A 17,811-nucleotide genomic window follows, 5' to 3' on the forward strand; every position below is an offset into this window, starting at 1 on the left:
GGGAACATGCCCCCCATACAAACCTCCGTTCAGCCTGAGCGAAGTCGAAGGCCAAGGGAATCCCTCAGAAACACGGTTCCGCTCCCTGACTCAGCCGGTTAGGGAAGCCCCCATGCTGGACTTTCATCGCGCCGATCTGGCCCGGTTGGCCGCGCGGGACCGATTGCGGGTGTTGGCCCCGATGGCGGGCAAGGACTTCGCCTCCAACGACTATCTGGGACTGGCGAACAGCCCGCGCCTCACCGCCGCCATCGCGCGCGCGGTCGAGGAGGGGGTGCCCGTCGGCTCGGGCGGCTCGCGGCTGCTGCGCGGCAACCATCCCGAACATGAGGCGCTGGAGGCCGAGGCCGCCACCTTCTTCGGCGCGGAGGCGAGCCTGTATTTCTCCTCGGGCTATGCCGCCAATGTCGCGATCATGGCGACGCTGCCGCAGCGCGGCGACCTGATCGTCCATGACGCGCTGGTCCATGCCAGCATGCACGAAGGGATGAAGCTGTCGCGGGCCGCATCGGTCGCGGCGGCGCATAACGATCCGGCCGCGTTCGAGGACGCGATCGGGACGTGGCGGGCGCAGGGCGGCAAGGGGACGGTCTGGATCGCGGCCGAAAGCCTCTATTCGATGGACGGCGACACCGCGCCGCTCGCCGATCTGATGGCGGTGGCCGAGCGGCACGACACCATGCTGATCGTCGACGAGGCGCATGCCACCGGCGTCTTCGGCGAGCGGGGGCAGGGGCTCGCGACGCCCGGCGAGCGCGTCGTCACCCTCCACACCTGCGGCAAGGCGATGGGGTGCGAGGGCGCGCTGGTCGCGGGGCCGCGTATAGTGCGTGACTATCTGGTCAATCGCGGGCGGGGGTTCATCTTCTCGACTGCGCCCTCGCCGCTGATGGCGCGCGGAGTGCGCGAGGCGTTGCATATTCTGGCCGACGAGCCTGAGCGGCGAGCGGCGTTGCACGACCGGATCGCGCTGGCGGGCGAGCATCTGGCGAAACATGGCGCGCTGGCGGGGGGCACTCCGATCATGCCGCTGATCCTGCACGACAATGGCCGCACCATGCGCACCGCCGAGGCTTTGCAGGCGCGCGGCTTTGACATTCGCGGCATCCGCCCGCCGACCGTGCCGGTGGGCGCGGCGCGGCTGCGGCTGTCCATCACCCTGAATGTCGAGGCGGCGGACATCTTCGCGCTCGACGACGCACTGCAAGAGGTTCTGGCATGAGCGCCATCATCGTCACCGGCACCGATACCGAAATCGGCAAGACCGTCTTCTCCGCCGCACTCACGGGTGCGCTGGGGGCGAGTTACTGGAAGCCGGTGCAGGCGGGGACGGACGAGGACGGGCATGGCGATGCCGAGACCATCGCACGGCTCAGTGGGCGGCCGGTCCTGCCTTCCGCCTATCGGTTGAAGACGCCCTGCTCGCCGCATCGCGCCGCCGAGATCGATGGGGTGACGATCGAACGCGCGCGGCTGGCGCTACCGGAGGTCGAGGGGCCGCTGGTGGCCGAGGGCGCGGGGGGCGTGCTGGTGCCCATCACCCGGCAGATGCTGTTCGCCGACCTGTTCGCCCATTGGGGCCGACCGGTGGTGCTGGTCGCGCGCACCGGGCTGGGCACGGTCAACCACAGCCTGTTGTCGATCGAGGCCTTGCGGTCTCGCGGGGTGCCGATCCTCGGCATCGCATTCGTCGGCGAAGGCGTCGAGGACAGCGAGGCGACCATCGCCGCAATCGCCGAGGTGAAGCGGCTCGGCCGCCTGCCGCGTCTGGACGTTCTCAATCGCGAGACACTGGCCGAGGCGTTCGCCGCGAACTTCGATGTCGAGGATTTCCGATGACCTCGCCGGTCTGGCACCCCTTCACCCAGCATGGTCTGGGCGAGCCGATCCCAAAGGTCGCCGCCGCCAGCGGCGCGGTGCTGACCACGGTCGACGGGCGTGAGGTGATCGACGCGATTTCCAGCTGGTGGGTGACGACGCACGGCCACAACCATCCGCGCATCAGCGCCGCCATCGCGGAGCAGGCCGGCAAGCTCGACCAGATCATCTTCGCAGGGTGGACGCACGAACCCGCCGAGGCGGTCGCCGCCGAGCTGGTGCGGATCACCCCGCTCGAGCTTACGCGGGTGTTCTTCTCCGACTCCGGGTCGACGGCGGTCGAGGTCGCGCTGAAGATGGCGCTGGGATACTGGCTCCACCGGGGCGAGCCGCGCCACCGCATCCTCGTCCTCGAACACAGCTATCATGGCGACACGATCGGGGCGATGTCGGTGGGCGCGCGCGGCGTGTACAACCGGGCCTATGCACCGCTGCTGTTCGATGTCGGCACCATTCCCTTCCCCAGCGACGTGCAAGCCACGCTCGACGCGCTGGAGGCGGCGTGCCGGGCGGGTGCGGCGGCGTTCATCGTCGAGCCGCTGATCCTCGGCGCGGGCGGCATGTTGCTCTACGCGCCCGAGACGCTGGCCGCGATGCGCGACATCTGCGCCGCTCACGGCGTCCTCTTCATCGCCGACGAGATCATGACGGGCTGGGGCCGTACCGGCACGCTCTTCGCCTGCGAACAGGCAGGCGTGGTGCCGGACATTCTCTGCCTGTCCAAGGGGCTGACCGGCGGCGCGGTGCCCTTGGCGGTGACGCTGGCGATCGAGCCGATCTTCCAGGCGCACTGGTCGCAGACCGATCGGTCAAGGCAGTTCTTCCACTCGTCCAGCTACACCGCCAACCCCATTGCCTGCGCGGCGGCGGCGGCCAATCTGGCGATCTGGCGCGACGAGCCGGTGCAGGACCGGATCGATACGCTGGCGGCGGCGCAAGCGCGGCACCTTGCGGCGATCACCAGCGAGCCATCGGTGCGCAATCCCCGCCAGCTCGGCACCATCGCCGCGTTCGAGCTGGGCGCGGGGCAGGACTATCTCTCCGACCTCGCCCCCCGGCTGCTGGCGCATTTCCGTGAGGCCGACCTGCTCGTCCGGCCGATGGGCAACACCGTCTATGTGATGCCGCCTTATTCGATCACGCCGGAACAGCTCGGTACAGTCTGGACCGGCATCCGCGAGGCGATCGACCGCTTCGGGCGTTAAGCGCACGCCCTTTGACTTTAGGGCTTTTCATTTGCTTTATCCGGCGGCGATTCAAGAGGAGCAGGCATGGGCGTGGCGGCGGCAAGAGCGGTGGGGGCTCTGGCATCGATGACGGCGCTGATGTGGAGCCTTGCGGCCACCGCGCAGACGAGCCCGCCTGCGCCGGCGCAACCGCTGGGGCCGATCAACGCCGATCTGCCGCCCGGTGGCGATTTCTACACCCGCGCGATCGATCGTGCCCCGGTGGCCGCAACCAACTGGACGCTGTCCGCTTGGGTCCAGCCGCGCAGCGTGGGCGGCAAGGGCACGACGATGCTGATCGGCGGCTTCGGCGACCCCGCCAGCGGCCCACGACGCTATCTGGCGCTGGTCGACGGTCAGCCGGCGCTCGTCACCGAGGCGGGCGTGGTGCAGGGCGGCGGCGACGCCGATCGCAACAAATGGACGCATATCGCCGCCAGCTATGACGGCAAGGTCGTGCGGCTGTTCGTCAACGGCCGACAGGTGGTGCAGCGCGGGCTGACACTGGCGCCGGTGGCGGGCGTCGCGACGCTGGCCCCGCGTGCGTATCAGCCGGTTTTCGCGGGCAAGGTCATCGACTTCCGCATGGTGCGCGAGGCGGTCGACCCGCTCGCCATCCGCGTCGCCGCGCGGCGCGCGCCCGATCCGGCGAAACTGGCGCTCCAGACCGGCAGCCCAAGCTGGCCCTATCAGACCCGGCAGATGCAGGGACAGACCGTACCGCAGGACGCCTGGACGCTCCCCCAGTCCAAGGCCCCGATCCCGACCAGCGGCACCGCCAAGCCCGAGCCGAAGGCCCCCGCGCTGGTATCCACCGCGACCGGCCAATGGGCGGTGAATGGCTGGCGACTGATCGAGGCGGCCAAGGTTGGCCCCGGCGGTGCGGACCTGTCGCAGGGCAATTTCGACGCCAGCAAATGGTATGCCGCAGCCGTGCCGGGGACCGTGCTGACCACTTTGGTCGATCGCGGCGTCTATCCCGATCCGACGATCGGGCTGAACAACCTGTCCATCCCGGAGACGCTGGCGCGGCAGGATTACTGGTATCGCACCGAGTTCGACACGCCAGCAGAGGCGGCTGGGCGGACCATGTGGCTGACCTTCAACGGCGTGAACTATTCCGCCGAGGTCTGGGTCAATGGCCGGATGGCGGGGACGATGAAGGGTGCCTTCATCCGGGGCCGCTTCCCCGTGACGCTGGCGGCCGGGCGCAACGCGATTGCGGTGCGCGTCTCGCCGCCGCCGCATCCCGGCATCGCGCATGAGGAGTCGATGACGGCGGGCGTCGGCGAGAATGGCGGCGTCCAGATGATGGATGGCCCGACCTTCGTCGCGACAGAAGGGTGGGACTGGATTCCTAGCGTCCGCGATCGCAACACTGGGCTGTGGCAGGGCGTGACGCTGGCCGCGACCGGCCCGGCGGTGATCGGCGACCCGCAGGTCGTGACGACGCTGCCCAAGCCCGACAACTCGGTCGCCGATGTCGAGATCGCGGTGCCCGTCACCAATAACGGCCAGGCGCAGGTGACGACCATGGTGCGCGCGGTGTTCGACGATGTGGTCGTCGAAAAGCTGGTGACGGTGGGGCCGGGCCAGACGATCCGCGCCGTCCTGTCGCCCAGCGAATTTCCGCAGCTGTCGGTCAAGAACCCGCGCCTCTGGTGGCCCAATGGTTACGGCGACCCGGCGCTGCACGATCTGGCGCTGACGGCGGCGGTCGATGGCGCGCTGTCGGACAGGAAGGCGCTTCGCTTCGGGATGCGGCAGGTGACCTATGACCTGTCGCTGTTCGACGATGACGGCGATCTGGAGCGGGTGACGCTGGACCTCAACCGCGCGCGCGGCGGGCCGAAGCTGATCGACACCAGCCACAAGGGCATCCGCAAAACGGCGAACGGCTGGGCGATGAGCTTCACGCCGGGCGGCGACCAGTCGGCGGCGGTCGCCAAGCTGACCGACGATCCGCGCCTCGCCCCCTATCTGACCTTGCGGGTCAACGGCGTGCGCATCGCGGCGCGCGGCGGCAATATCGGCATGGACGACTTCATGAAGCGCGTCGACCGCGCGCATCTGGAGCCGTTCTTCCGCCTGCACCGCGACGCGCACCTCAACATCATCCGCAATTGGGTGGGGCAGAATACCGAGGAGAGCTTCTTCGACCTGGCCGACGAGTACGGCCTGATGGTGCTGTCCGATTTCTGGGAGTCGACCCAGGATTACAATATGGAGGCCGAGGACCCGCAGCTGTTCCTCGCCAACGCTGCGGATGTGGTGCGCCGCTATCGCAACCATCCCTCGATCGTCGCCTGGTTCGGCCGGAACGAGGGGGTGCCGCAGCCGATCATTAATAGCGGGCTCGACACCCTCCTGCGCGCCGAGGACGGCACGCGGCTCTATATGCCCTCGTCCAATGCGGTGAACCTGCAGGGCTCGGGGCCGTATAACTGGCGGCCGCCGGTCGAGTATTTCACGACGCACGCCAAGGGCTTTTCGGTCGAGGTCGGCACGCCCTCGCTGCCGACGCTGGAATCATGGAAGCGGACCATCCCGGCCGAGGCGGATCGCTGGCCGATCGGCGATGTCTGGGCCTATCATGACTGGCACCAGACCGGGAACGGCGCGGTGAAGACCTATATGGACGTGCTTGAACGCCGCTTCGGTCCCGCCACCGGGCTGGAGGACTTCGAGCGCAAGGCGCAGATGATGGAGTATGAATCCTATCGCGCCATCTTCGAGGGGATGAATGCGGGCCTCTGGACGGAAAATTCGGGCCGGATGCTGTGGATGACGCAGCCCGCCTGGCCGTCCTCGGCATGGCAGATCTTCTCGTCCGACTATGACACCCATGCCGCCTTCTATGGCGTGAAGAAGGCCGCCGAGCCGATCCATGTCCAGATGAACCTGCCCGACCACCGCGTCGTGCTGGTCAACAACACCCGCGACGCGCTGAAGGGTGTGCAGGTGCGCGCGAGGATCGTCGGGCTCGACGGCCGATCCGAGGGCGAGCAGGAGGCCAAGCTGGTCGCCAATGGCGAGGCGGTGACGCCGGCCTTCACGCTCGACCTCGCCAATGCGATGAAGCGCGGCGCGGTGCTGGTGCGGCTGGAGGCGACCGATGCGGGCGGGCAGCTGCTGTCGACCAACAGCTATTGGCAGGCGGCCGACGATGCCGGTTACCGCGCGCTGACCGGCATGGGCGCGGCGAACGTCACCCCGAGCGCGACGACACAGACGCAGGGCGAGGAAACGCTGGCGAACGTGACGCTGGCCAATAACGGTTCGGTGCCCGCGATCGAGACCAAGCTGACCGTGATGAACGCCGATGGTGCCCAGGTGCTGCCCGCCTATTTCAGCGACAATTACGTCACCCTGATGCCCGGAGAGACCCGCGTGATCGAGATACGCTACCCCACGGCCAAGGCGGACAAACCGATGGTGAATGTGCGCGGCTGGAACGTGACCGCGACCGCAGCGGACCTGCGCCCGTGAGCCGGGTGATCCTCACCGCGCTGATGGCGCTGACGCTCGCCGCGCCCGCCTGCGCCCAGACCGCGCCGAAGGAAACGGATGCACAGCGGTGGACCCGCGAATGGGAGGAACGGCTGCACAACGACTTCGCCTATCTGGCGCGCTATCGCGACGACAATGCGAAGCTGTCGGCGCCGGTGGCGGGGCAGCCGCGTGTAGTCTTTATGGGCGATTCGATCACTGAGGGCTGGGTCGGCAAGATGCCGCAATTCTTTACCCCCGGTCGGATCGGGCGCGGGATCAGCGGGCAGACGACGTCGCAGATGCTGCTGCGCTTCCGCCAGGACGTGATCGACCTGCATCCGGCGGTGGTCCAGATCATGGCGGGCACCAACGATATTGCCGGCAATACCGGCCCGACGACCGATGCGCAGGTCGAGGGCAATATCATGTCGATGGTCCAGCTGGCCCAAGCGAACGGTATCCGGGTGATCTTGGCCTCGATCCCGCCCGCCGATCATTTCGAATGGAAGCCGGGCCTCGCCACCGCGCCGCGCATCGCGACCCTGAATGCGTGGTTGAAGGACTATGCCAAGCGGGTGGGCGCGACCTATGCCGATTACTGGTCGGTGCTCCATGTCGGCGACGCGCTGAACCCCGCTTACGGCACCGACGGGGTGCATCCCAATGCGGCGGGCTATGCCGCGATGGCGCCGGTCGCCGATGCCGCGATCAAGCAGGCCTTGGCCAAGCCTCAGCCGCGCAGGATGCGGTAGTTCAGCCGGGCGGTCGCGATCGGATTGTCGCGATCCTCCTGCCAGGCGACCGCCTCGACATTGGCGGTCCGCTGGCCGAGGCGCAGGATGGTGCCGACCGCACGCGTCGGATGCCGGTCGCGGCCGGTGCGCAAGTAATTGGTGGTGATCGTCACCGGCTTGATCCGCGCCGTGCCGTCACCCGCCAGCCGGTGGGTCAGCGCGGCGATGCCGGCGACCTCCAGCAGCCCGGCGATCGCGCCGCCCTGCAGCAGCCCCGGCCAGCCCATCACATGCTCGCCGAACGGCATGACGAGGTGCGGATCACCCTCGACCCAATCGATCGAACAGCCGAGCCATTCGGCATAGGGCGGCAACTCCATCGCCTGCCCGATGGCGGTCCGGGGCGCGCTCATGCGGCCATGCCGATGAAAGTACCCGCGACATGCGCGACCGGATCGTTGGGATCGCCGTCATGCGCGATGCCCCGGACGAAGGCGATGCTGCGGGTGACCCGGTAACATTCGCCGCGCCCGATCACCGTGCGTTCGGGCACGGCGGGGCGGAGATAATCGACCCGCAGGTCGAGCGTCACATGCGCCTCGAACTTGCCCCGCTTCAACCAGACCGCGACGCTGGTCGCCATGTCCATCATCGCGACGATCGGGCCGGAGGCGATGACCCCGCTCGCCGGGTCGCCGATCAGCCGCGCGTCATAGGGCAGCGCCAACTCGGCCCAGTCCTCGCCATGCGCGCGGTAGCCGATGCCCAGATGCCGTCCATGCCCGCCGCCCAGGCCACCCATCGCGACGAAGCGTTCCATATCGAACCCCATAAGGCGATGGTCTACACCAGCATGCGACAAGCGCAAAAGGAGAGCGATGGTGCAGGACCGGGTGACGATCGAGATGGCGGACGGCGTCGCCGATGTCCGGCTGGCGCGCGGGGAGAAGCTGAACGCGATCGACCGCGCCATGTTCGATGCGCTGGCCGAGGCGATCGATGCGCTGGCGGTGCGCGCTGACCTGCGCGTGGTGGTGCTGTCGGGCGAGGGGGATGGTTTCTGCTCCGGACTCGACATGGCGGCGATGGCGGGGGGCGATCTGGCGGGGCTGGACCTGTCGACGCGGGCCCATGGCCCGGCCAATCTGGTGCAGCAGGTTGCCTGGGGCTGGCGCACCCTGCCGGTGCCGGTGATCGCGGCGGTTCACGGTGTCGTGTTCGGTGGAGGCACGCAGATCATGGCGGGCGCCGATATAAGGCTGGCCCATCCCGCCACCCGGTTCGCGATTCGCGAGGTGCATTGGGGGATCGTCCCCGACATGGGCGGCTTTGCCTTGTGGCGCGGGGTGCGCGAGGATTGCTTGCGCGAATGGGTCTATACCGCGCGCGAGTTTGATGCGGCCGAGGCGCAGGCGGCGGGGTTCGTGACGCGGCTGGTCGAGGACCCGCGCGCCGAGGCTCTGGCGCTGGCCGCCAAGATCGCCGAGCGCAGCCCCGATGCGGTGAGGAGCGCCAAACGGTTGTTCGGGGCGATGGGGACTGCGTCGGAGGAGATGCTGGCGATGGAGAGCGCCGAGCAGGTGGCGCTGATGCAGGGGACGAATTTCCGTGAGGCGGTGCGGGCGAACATGGAGCGGCGGCGGCCTGTGTTTCGGGACGTTTGAGGGGGCGCGTGACCTCTCCCCACACGATAGCCCCTCCCGCAGGCGGGAGGGGTTGGGGAGGGCATGGGGTCTCATAGAGACTGTCGCCCGTGGCGTTCCCTCCCCCATCCCCTCCCGCTTGCGGGGGGGGGCGTGCTTGGGGCGGTCGGCGGGGCCCAAACAAAAAAGGGGGAGCCTCTTTCGAGACTCCCCCCTTCCATCCAGCGTTCGGAAATTACTCCGCGGTCGCCTTCAAAATCTTGCCCGGATTGCGCGGCGGCTCGCCCTTGGGCAGCGCGTCGACATGTTCCATGCCGCTCTCGACCTGGCCCCAGACCGTGTACTGGCGGTCGAGGAAGCGCGCGTCGTCGAAGCAGATGAAGAACTGCGAATTGGCCGAGTTCGGATCGTTGGTCCGCGCCATCGAGCAGGTGCCGCGCACATGCGGCTCGGCGTTGAACTCCTGCTTCAAATTCGGCTTGTCCGAACCCGACATGCCGGTGCCCGTGGGGTCGCCGCCCTGCGCCATGAAGCCGGGGATCACGCGGTGGAACACGACGCCGTCGTAAAAGCCTTCATTGGCAAGCCCGCCGATGCGCGCGACATGCTCAGGCGCCAGGTCGGGGCGCAGGGTGATGACGACATCGCCGCTCTCGAGCGTCAGGGTCAGCTTGGAAAAAGTCTCGGCCATAAGGGGTCTTCCTTGGTTGATGCCCCGCAGGTAGGCATTCCGGTGCCCGCTGGCAAATGCCGCCATCGCAGTTTAGAGGCGTGACACAGCGTTCATGATCGATCGAGGGAGGCCGAGATCAGCGACACCGAACTCCCCGAACTCGAAACCGAGACCCTGCCACCCGAAACCCAGCTGGACGAAGACGACCGGCTGAAGCCCGAATATGTGACCGCCGTGCTCGACGCGCTGGAGGCGGGCGATGACGAAGGCGCGCGCGCGCTGGTCGAGCCGCTCCACCCCGCCGACATCGCCGATCTGTTCGAGCTGGTCGGCGACGAGGAACGCGTCAGCCTGGCGCGCGCGGTCGCGGACCTGCTGAACGGCGACGTCTTCGCCGAGATGAACGACTATGTGCGCGAGCAGCTGATCCAGGCGCTCGAACCGCATGAAGTCGCCGACATCGCGTCGGAACTCGACACCGACGACGCGGTCGCGATCATCGAGGACATGGACGAGGACGAGCAGCGCGCGGTGCTGCGCGCGCTCGATCCCGACGACCGCGCCGCGATCGAGGAAGCCCTGTCCTTCCCCGAGGAGTCCGCCGGCCGCCTGATGCAGCGCGAGCTGATCGCGGTGCCCGAACATTGGACGGTGGCCGAGACGATCGAATTCCTGCGCAGCGACGAGGAAATGACGACCGATTTCTGGGAAATCTTCGTCGTCGATCCCGGCCACCGACCGATTGGGACGTGTCAGCTTTCCTGGATCCTGCGCGCGCCCGGCGGAATCGCGATCGGCGATGTGATGAAGCGCGAACAGACGCTGATCCCGGTCGACATGGACCAGGAAGAGGTCGCGCTGCGCTTCCAGAAATATGCGCTGATCTCGGCCGCCGTGGTCGATGCCAGCGGGCGGCTGGTCGGCATGATCACCGTCGACGATATCGTCCACATCATCCAGCAGGAGGCGGGCGAGGACGTGCTGCGCCTGTCGGGCGCGGGCGAGGGCGACATCAACGAGCCGATCCTCGACAGTTACAAAAGCCGCGTCCGCTGGCTGCTCGCCAACCTGATCACCGCGATGGTCGCCTCCTCGGTGATCGCCGCGTTCGAGGGCACGATCGCGCGGATGGTGGCGCTGGCGACGCTGATGCCGATCGTCGCGGGCGTCGGCGGCAATGCGGGGACGCAGACGCTGGCGGTAACCGTCCGCGCGCTGGCGACCAACCAGCTGACCCAGTCGAACACCGCGCGCGCGATCATGCGCGAAATCCGCGTGGCGATGATGAACGGCGTGACGGTCGCGGCGGTGATCGGGGTGGGCGTCAGCTTGGTCTTCGGCAACCCTGCGCTCGGTCTGGTGATCGCGGCGGCGATGATGACCAACATCCTGGTCGCCGGGCTGGCGGGGGTGCTGGTGCCGGTGACGCTCGACCGGTTCGACGCCGACCCGGCGGTCGCATCGTCGGTGTTCGTGACGATGACGACCGATTCGATCGGCTTCCTGGCGTTTCTGAGCCTCGCGACCGCGGCGGGGCTGACGGGGTGATCCTCCCCGTGCCGGGGAGGATTTCCGTCGCAATTCCATCGCCCAATCAAAACTATGGCGGTCGCCCCGCGCCATGCTTATGATGCACCCCCGCGCAGCCGGGGGGCCGCGTGCATCCTCCACCCGACACGCGGGAATAGTTAAGCAGCGCGCATGAATCGTTTTGCCATCGGTATCGCCGGTATTCTCGTCATTCTGGCGATCGCGGTCGCCCTGTCCACCGACCGCCGCGCCATCCGGCTGCGCGTCGTCGGCGCGGCCTTTGCGCTGCAGGCGGGGATCGCGGTGCTGGTCCTTTACGTCCCCTGGGGCAAGAAGGTGCTCCAGACCCTGTCCGCCGGGGTCGCCGGGCTGCTCGGCTATGCCAATGAGGGGACCAAGTTCCTGTTCGGCGCGCTGGCCTCCGATCCGCTGGGTCGCAACTTCGCGATCCAGGCGCTGCCGGTCATCATCTTCTTCGCCGCCCTCGTCTCGATCCTCTATTATCTGGGGATCATGCAGCTGGTCGTCCGCTGGCTGGGCGGCGCGATCGAGAAGGTGATCGGCGTGTCGAAGGTCGAATCGCTCTGCGCCGCCGCGAACGTGTTCGTCGGCCAGTCCGAATCGCCGCTCGTCATCCGTCCCTATCTGGCCGGACTGACCCCGGCGCAGCTGTTCACGGTGATGACCAGCGGCATGGCGGGCGTCGCGGGCACCATCCTGGCGGCCTATGCCTCGATGGGCATCTCGATCGAATATCTGCTCGCGGCCAGCTTCATGGCGGCGCCCGGCGGCATCCTGATGGCCAAGATCATCATGCCCGACCGGATCGAGCCGCCCGCCGGGCAGCTGCCGCTGGGCGACGTGATCGAGGACGAGAAGATCGCGCTGGCCGAGGCGACGCATGACGAGGAAAAGCCCGCCAACATCATCATGGCGGCGGCGCAAGGCGCGCAGACCGGCGTGAAGCTGGCCGTCGCGGTCGGCGCAATGGTGCTGGCCTTCGTCGCGCTCGTCGCACTGGCGAACGGCCTGCTGGGAAGTCTGGGCAATCTGGTCGGCCTGCCGGGCCTGAGCTTCCAGGCGTTGCTGGGCTATGTGTTCCAGCCGATCATGGCGCTGCTCAACGTGCCGTGGAAGGAAGCGGGCATTGCCGGCGGGCTGTTCGGCGAGAAGATCGTGCTCAACGAGTTCGTCGCCTATATCGACCTGGGCAAGCAGGCCGCGCAGCTTTCGCCGCGCACCGTCGCGGTCGTCACCTTCGCCTTGTGCGGTTTCGCCAATTTCTCGTCGATCGCGATCCAGATGGCTGTGACGGGCAGCCTCGCCCCCAACCAGCGTCCGACCATCGCGCGCCTGGGCATCCGCGCGCTGATCGCCGGGAGCTTGGCCAACCTGATGTCGGCGGCGCTGGCGGGCCTGCTGATCGGCTGACCCGCTTTTTCCTCCCCTTGCAGGGGGAGGAATCATAGGGATTTTTCGGGGGGTTGATCCCTTGTGCGGTGGGGCGTTATGGCGCCCCTGTCGGCCGTGAGAGCCGACTCACGCTTAGGATCACAATGCCCCGATCTAGTCCCTTGTCCGGCGACGAGGACAGTAGACGCACCCGCGTCCACGTTCTTGCCGACCGTTTGACGGGCCTGACGGGGTCGACGATGTCGGCCCGCTAAACGCCGATCCTCGCCGACCTTCCGCCGGGCTCGAACCACGAACCCGAAGGAGGTCCGCCATGACCCGCATGATGTTCCGCGCGCATGTCCGCGCCCAGTCCCTCGCCACCGTGATGGCCAGCGTGCCGCGCGAGCGCGCCCGGCTGCTCCGCGCCGTCGCGACCAGCCGGCCGCAACCGATCCGCCGCACCCGCACCCCCGCCTGAAACCGGGGCCTGAAGGGCGGGGCGGGTACGGCCGGACGCGATCAGCGCGTCGGCACCGGCTCCGCGCCGGTATAGTCGTAAAAGCCGCGCTTGGTCTTGCGGCCATACCAGCCCGCCTCGACGTATTTGATCAGCAGCGGGGCGGGGCGGAACTTGGGATCGCCCGTGCCCTCGAACAGCACGCGGGTGATCTCCAGGCAGGTGTCGAGACCGATGAAGTCGGCGAGCGTCAGCGGCCCCATCGGGTGATTGAGGCCCAGCTGGCATGCCGCATCGATGTCGGGAATCGTCGCCACGCCTTCGCCCAGCGCGAAGATCGCCTCGTTGATCATCGGCATCAGTACGCGGTTGACGATGAAGCCCGGCGCGTCATTGGCGTGCACCACGCGCTTGCCCAGCTCCTGCGCGAAGCCCTCGACCCGCGCGACCGTCTCGTCCGAGGTGGCGAGGCCGCGAATCAGCTCGATCAGGCCCATGACGGGCACCGGATTGAAGAAGTGCACGCCGACGAAGCGCCCCGCATCGGGCGCGGCCTGCGCCAGCCGGGTGATCGGGATGGACGAGGTGTTGGTCGCCAGGATCGCGGTGTCGGACATCACCTTGCCGACCTCCTCGAAGATCGCGCGCTTGATGGCCTCGCGCTCGGTCGCGGCCTCGATCACCAGTTCGCAATCGGCCATGGCGGACAGGCTGCCGACCGCCTCGATCCGGGCGAGCAGCGCGTCGGCGTCTTGCCGCGTCATCTTTTCCTTGGTCACCAGCCGGTCGAGCGCCTTGGAGATGCCCGCCTTGCCCGCCTCGGCCCGTTCGGCCGAGACATCGGCGAGCTTGACCTGATAGCCCGCCGCCGCCGAGACTTGCGCAATGCCCGCGCCCATCTGCCCCGCCCCGATCACGCCCACTGACTTCATCGCGAAACTCTCCTTGTGTCTTTGGTCAACGCCCTATCCGTTTCGGAACGCGTTCGCTAGCAAGCGGGTTGAGGGATATATGAATCGACCGTACCCGGCCCCCCTGATCCTGGCCTCCCTGTTACTGGTCGGCGTCACGTCGGCGGCGGCCGCGCCTGCCGATCCGGTGCCGGCCAAGCCCCGGGTCTTCCACAACTGGATCGTCGCGTGCGACAATGGCGGGCGGTGCGAGGCCGCGTCGCTGTCGGCGGATGACGGCATGTTGCAGGATGCCGGCCTGCTGGTGCGACGGGACGAGGATGGCGGCCTGTCGGTGCGGGTCGCGGACATGACCGGCAAGGCGCCGAGCGCCACGGTCCGCGTCGATGGCCGCGCCGTCGCATCCACCCCCCTGACGCGGCAGGACGAGGGGACGTGGCGCGGCGCATCGGCCAGCGCGCTGGTCACCGCGCTGGTGCGCGGGCGGCGGGCAGCGATCCTGACGCCCACGGCGCATCCCCTGTCGCTGCGCGGGGCGGCGGCGGCGTTCCGCTACATGGACGATCGGCAGCACCGCGCGGGAACGCGGACCGCTTTGGTCGCCAAGGGCAGCGCCGCCTATCGCCGCAAACCGCCCGCGCTGCCCGTGGTGCGGATCGTCACCCCGCCAGCCGGTGCCGCGCCCGCCATTCCCGCCGCCGCGATCAACGCCGCGCGTCGCCAATATGGCTGCGCGACCGATGACGGCAGTCCGGTCAGCGCCGATGCGCATCGGCTGGACGGACGATCGACGCTGGTCCTGCTATCCTGCGGGGCGGGGGCCTATAATTATATCGTACAGCCCCTGATCTGGCGCGACGCGCGGTTGACGCCGGCCGCGTTCGACTATGCCTTCGACTTCGGCGAACCCAAGCCCGCGGGCCAGCCCCGGGTGCTGGTCAACGCCGACTGGTCGCGCGAGGGCCGTTTGTCGAGCTGGGCCAAGGGGCGCGGGCTCGGCGATTGCGGCGATGCCGCGCAATATGGCTGGGACGGTACCCGGTTCCGGCTGTTGCGCGCAGCGGTCATGCCCGAATGTCGCGGTGCGATCGATACGCTCGGCGTCTGGCGGGCCCGCGCGGTGCCGGCCGCCCGCTAGGACCCTTCAGGAACAGGAGAGGATCATGCTCGAACATCTGCCCGCCTGGCTCGGCAAGGCGATGAGCGGCTGGCGCGCCGGCGTCGAGTCGCTGGCGATCACCCGCGCCGATCTGGCCCCGCCGGCCAGCCTGTCGCTCAACAGCGCGGCCTTTGGCGATATGGCGCGTCTGCCCGAACGGTTCACGGCCGATGGCGAGGGGGTGTCGCCCCCCTTGTTCTGGGGCGATCCGCCAGAGGGCACCGCCATGCTGGCGCTGATCGTCGAGGATGCCGACGCGCCGACGCCGCAACCGCTGGTCCATGCCATCGTTTGGAACCTGCCGTCCCATCGCGGCGAACTGGCCGAAGGGGCGATCGTCGCCGATGGGCCGGGTTCGGCCGACGCGGGCGATGTCGGCCGCAATTCCTATCTGGGCGAAGGCTGGCTGCCGCCGGATCCGCCACGCGGGCATGGCGAGCATCGTTATGTCTTTCAGCTGTTCGCGCTCGACGCGCGGGTCGATCCGGCCGGCGAGACGCCGGGGCGCGGCGCGATGCTCGATGCGATGGCGGGGCATGTGCTGGCCGCCGGGGTGCTGACCGGGACCTATTCGCGCGATGAGGAAGCCCCGGTGGGGCTGGTCGGGGCCGTCGCCTGACCCCGGTGTCGGGCCGGGCGTCGCGGATCGACGACCCGGCCGATGGCGGGATGCCGACGCATGGCGTCAGGCGATCGGGAAGACGGGCGCGGCGCTGGTGATCGCCAGCCCGGCGAACACCAGCGCGCCGAGGCAGGAGACGAGGAACTGACGGGCCTGAACGGTCTGGAACATGGTGAAACTCCCTTTTTTGGTCCGGCCACCAGGTGTTGGTGACCGATGCCGGGAGCTTTGCAGGGGCCGTGCCAGTTTCTTAAGCCGTTGTTGCATAAGGGAAAATAAAACAGGCTCGCGATTTGTGGGAAATTGCGCCACCTTGCCAAGGGATTTTCCGCCATCTGGTGGCGGGAAATCTCAGTCCCTGCAGATGCGGTTACGGCCTTCGTTCTTGGCGCGGTACAGCAGCGCATCGGCCCGTGCGAAGACCGTCTCGTGCGTGTCGTCGGGGCGGAAGCCGGTGAGCCCGGCCGAGAAGGTTACCTCGCCGATCGATTCGCCCGTCTCGCGCACGCGCAACCGCTTTTCGCGCACCGCTTCGCGTGCCCGGTCGATCAGCTTGTGCGCCTGCGCCATGGTCACCCCGGTCATCAGGATCGCGAATTCCTCGCCGCCATGACGGCAGACCAGATGCCCATGGCCTTCCTCGCTCAGGATCTGGCCGATCGCGTTGAGCACCCGGTCGCCGACCGCATGACCATGTTGATCGTTGATTCGCTTGAACCGGTCGACATCGCAAAGCGCGAGGCAGCAGGACTGGGGGGCCTGGAAACACTGACCGATCGATTCGTTGAACGCCAGACGATTGGCCAGCCCCGTCAACGGATCGCGGCGCGCCGATGCGCGGGCCTCGACCAGCTTCTCGCGCAGCGCGTCGGCCTCCGCCGTCGCCTTTTCCAGCCGGCGCTCGCTGTCATGGATCCGCTCCAGCATCTCGCCAGTCAGCTTGGCGAGCGTGGCCAGCCCGATCGGCTCGCCGCGCCGGATCTCCGCCGCGCTGCGTTCCAGATTGGCGCTGAAGGCCGAGGTGTCGGCGTGTATGGTGCGGATCATCGCCGACAGCGCCTCGACATGGCCCTGGGTCTGTTCGGCCAGCGCGTCGGTACGCGTCTCCGCCGGGTCGACCAGATGATCGCGCGGCGGTGGCTCGGACGGCGCGACGGGCTCTTCGCGGGTCATCGGTCGTTGACCGGCGGCCGGGCCGCCCAGCCGCTGGATGTCATCCTGATGCAGGCGCACGCCGCCGTCGATCAGCTCGGCGGCGGCCTTGGCCAGGCTGCTGTTCGGTTGGGTCAGGATCGCATGGACGAAGGCATAGTGCGCCGGGTCCGGGACCAGGCGGTGATCCTCCAGAAACTGGCCGATACGATTGTACAGCTTGTCCGACGTCATGGCGCGCTATCTGCCGCGATCGACCCTGGCATCACATCTCCCCCGTGGATGCGCCGCGCCGATCCGACACCCTGTCCTTTATTCATATTGGCCCCGCCCGCGCTATACTCAGCGCTTGGCGGTCAGTCCACGCACCGCCGCCAACGTGGTGGCGACATGTTCGGCCGGGTTCATGTCGTCATGAACAAAGGCGATGCGGCCGTCGCGACCGATGACATAGCTGGTGCGCGAGGTGATGTCGCGCCCCTCCATCTGGCGGCCGAGCGCGACGTCATAGCCCTTCACGATCGCGGGGCCGGCGCTCGCCACCGGAAACTTGCCGGCGCATTCGGCCTTGGAAAAGGCGGCGAGCTTGTCGACCGGATCGGCCGACATGCCGATGACGCGCGCGCCGGCGGCGCGGAAGGCGTCGATCTTCTCGGCAAAGGCGCGTGCTTCGGCGCTGCACCCGCTGGTGAAGGCGGCGGGGAAGAAATACAGGACGACCGGGCCGTGGCGCAGTTGATCCTTCAGGTTCAGCGTGAAGACCTTGCCCGCGACCGCGCCGCGCGTCGTGAAGTCGGGGGCGGCCGCACCGGGACGCAACGCGGCATCAGCGGGTACGGCCAACAACGCAAGAACAACGCCAAGCAGGTGACGCATCGCGATCGATCCTTCTAAAACAAGGTTAATGCGTAACCTTTCGCATGGCCGCCGTCCATTGCT

General features: G+C 68.1%; 17 protein-coding genes. 11 read left to right on the top strand and 6 right to left on the bottom strand.

Going from position 1 to position 17,811, the window contains the following annotated elements; genetic code table 11:
• Positions 1-112 precede the first annotated feature (112 nt).
• The 5 genes from ACQKJZ_RS00755 to ACQKJZ_RS00775 all read left to right on the top strand — a co-directional run bounded on the left by ACQKJZ_RS00755 (position 113) and on the right by ACQKJZ_RS00775 (position 7,348).
• Positions 113-1,222, top strand: a complete 1,110-nt coding sequence (locus tag ACQKJZ_RS00755) for an 8-amino-7-oxononanoate synthase (RefSeq protein ID WP_427729636.1) — start codon at positions 113-115, stop codon at positions 1,220-1,222.
• Positions 1,219-1,839: a dethiobiotin synthase gene (bioD, locus tag ACQKJZ_RS00760; RefSeq protein WP_427729637.1), complete on the top strand. Its 621-nt coding sequence runs from the start codon at positions 1,219-1,221 to the stop codon at positions 1,837-1,839. The genes ACQKJZ_RS00755 and bioD overlap by 4 nt, the downstream gene beginning before the upstream one ends.
• Positions 1,836-3,083 carry an adenosylmethionine--8-amino-7-oxononanoate transaminase gene (locus tag ACQKJZ_RS00765; protein WP_427729638.1) on the top strand — a complete coding sequence of 416 codons (1,248 nt, stop codon included), beginning with the start codon at positions 1,836-1,838 and terminating at the stop codon, positions 3,081-3,083. Before bioD ends, ACQKJZ_RS00765 begins: the two co-directional genes overlap by 4 nt.
• A 66-nt stretch (positions 3,084-3,149) precedes the next feature.
• Positions 3,150-6,593 (top strand): glycosyl hydrolase 2 galactose-binding domain-containing protein, encoded by a 3,444-nt coding sequence (locus tag ACQKJZ_RS00770; protein WP_427729639.1) that lies wholly within the window; start codon positions 3,150-3,152, stop codon positions 6,591-6,593.
• Positions 6,590-7,348: an SGNH/GDSL hydrolase family protein gene (locus ACQKJZ_RS00775; RefSeq protein WP_427729640.1), complete on the top strand. Its 759-nt coding sequence runs from the start codon at positions 6,590-6,592 to the stop codon at positions 7,346-7,348. The genes ACQKJZ_RS00770 and ACQKJZ_RS00775 overlap by 4 nt, the downstream gene beginning before the upstream one ends.
• Here ACQKJZ_RS00775 and ACQKJZ_RS00780 read toward each other — a convergent pair.
• Entirely contained in the window at positions 7,327-7,743 is a 417-nt protein-coding gene (locus ACQKJZ_RS00780) for a PaaI family thioesterase (RefSeq protein WP_409790277.1), read from the bottom strand. The genes ACQKJZ_RS00775 and ACQKJZ_RS00780 overlap by 22 nt on opposite strands.
• Complete coding sequence (locus ACQKJZ_RS00785; protein ID WP_427729641.1) at positions 7,740-8,150, bottom strand: PaaI family thioesterase; 411 nt, start codon at positions 8,148-8,150, stop codon at positions 7,740-7,742. Before ACQKJZ_RS00785 ends, ACQKJZ_RS00780 begins: the two co-directional genes overlap by 4 nt.
• 61 nt (positions 8,151-8,211) lie before the next feature.
• Here ACQKJZ_RS00785 and ACQKJZ_RS00790 point away from each other — a divergent pair, with 61 nt between their 5' ends.
• Positions 8,212-8,994 (top strand): crotonase/enoyl-CoA hydratase family protein, encoded by a 783-nt coding sequence (locus ACQKJZ_RS00790; RefSeq protein WP_427729700.1) that lies wholly within the window; start codon positions 8,212-8,214, stop codon positions 8,992-8,994.
• A 214-nt stretch (positions 8,995-9,208) separates the two neighbouring features.
• On the opposite strand, the gene ACQKJZ_RS00795 is transcribed toward ACQKJZ_RS00790, so the two are convergent.
• On the bottom strand, positions 9,209-9,664 hold the full coding sequence (locus ACQKJZ_RS00795; RefSeq protein WP_056436311.1) for a peptidylprolyl isomerase: 456 nt from the start codon (positions 9,662-9,664) through the stop codon (positions 9,209-9,211).
• 117 nt (positions 9,665-9,781) lie between these two features.
• Here ACQKJZ_RS00795 and mgtE point away from each other — a divergent pair, with 117 nt between their 5' ends.
• From mgtE to ACQKJZ_RS00810, 3 genes are all read left to right on the top strand, one after another.
• The gene (gene mgtE, locus ACQKJZ_RS00800) at positions 9,782-11,194 is read left to right on the top strand and encodes a magnesium transporter (RefSeq protein WP_427729701.1); all 1,413 of its coding nucleotides are present in this window, start codon (positions 9,782-9,784) and stop codon (positions 11,192-11,194) included.
• A gap of 153 nt (positions 11,195-11,347) precedes the next feature.
• Positions 11,348-12,607 (top strand): NupC/NupG family nucleoside CNT transporter, encoded by a 1,260-nt coding sequence (locus ACQKJZ_RS00805; RefSeq protein ID WP_312488603.1) that lies wholly within the window; start codon positions 11,348-11,350, stop codon positions 12,605-12,607.
• Between the two features lie 295 nt (positions 12,608-12,902).
• Entirely contained in the window at positions 12,903-13,049 is a 147-nt protein-coding gene (locus ACQKJZ_RS00810; protein ID WP_427729642.1) for a hypothetical protein, read from the top strand.
• Between the two features lie 41 nt (positions 13,050-13,090).
• On the opposite strand, the gene ACQKJZ_RS00815 is transcribed toward ACQKJZ_RS00810, so the two are convergent.
• Entirely contained in the window at positions 13,091-13,960 is an 870-nt protein-coding gene (locus ACQKJZ_RS00815) for a 3-hydroxybutyryl-CoA dehydrogenase (RefSeq protein ID WP_427729643.1), read from the bottom strand.
• A gap of 79 nt (positions 13,961-14,039) precedes the next feature.
• On the opposite strand from ACQKJZ_RS00815, the gene ACQKJZ_RS00820 reads away from it, so the two are divergent.
• Entirely contained in the window at positions 14,040-15,077 is a 1,038-nt protein-coding gene (locus ACQKJZ_RS00820) for a DUF1176 domain-containing protein (RefSeq protein ID WP_427729644.1), read from the top strand.
• Positions 15,078-15,102: 25 nt separating this feature from the next.
• On the top strand, positions 15,103-15,717 hold the full coding sequence (locus ACQKJZ_RS00825; protein ID WP_427729645.1) for a YbhB/YbcL family Raf kinase inhibitor-like protein: 615 nt from the start codon (positions 15,103-15,105) through the stop codon (positions 15,715-15,717).
• Positions 15,718-16,071: 354 nt separating this feature from the next.
• Here the strand turns inward: ACQKJZ_RS00825 and ACQKJZ_RS00830 are convergent, their stop codons facing one another.
• Both ACQKJZ_RS00830 and ACQKJZ_RS00835 read right to left on the bottom strand, forming a co-directional pair.
• A complete protein-coding gene (locus ACQKJZ_RS00830) occupies positions 16,072-17,106 on the bottom strand; it encodes a diguanylate cyclase (RefSeq protein ID WP_427729646.1) in 1,035 nt (344 codons plus the stop codon).
• Positions 17,107-17,214: 108 nt separating this feature from the next.
• Complete coding sequence (locus tag ACQKJZ_RS00835) at positions 17,215-17,748, bottom strand: peroxiredoxin (RefSeq protein WP_312490135.1); 534 nt, start codon at positions 17,746-17,748, stop codon at positions 17,215-17,217.
• Between the last annotated feature and the right edge of the window lie 63 nt (positions 17,749-17,811).

It is taken from the genome of Sphingomonas sp. NPDC019816, assembly GCF_050274375.1.
Classification (GTDB): domain Bacteria; phylum Pseudomonadota; class Alphaproteobacteria; order Sphingomonadales; family Sphingomonadaceae; genus Sphingomonas.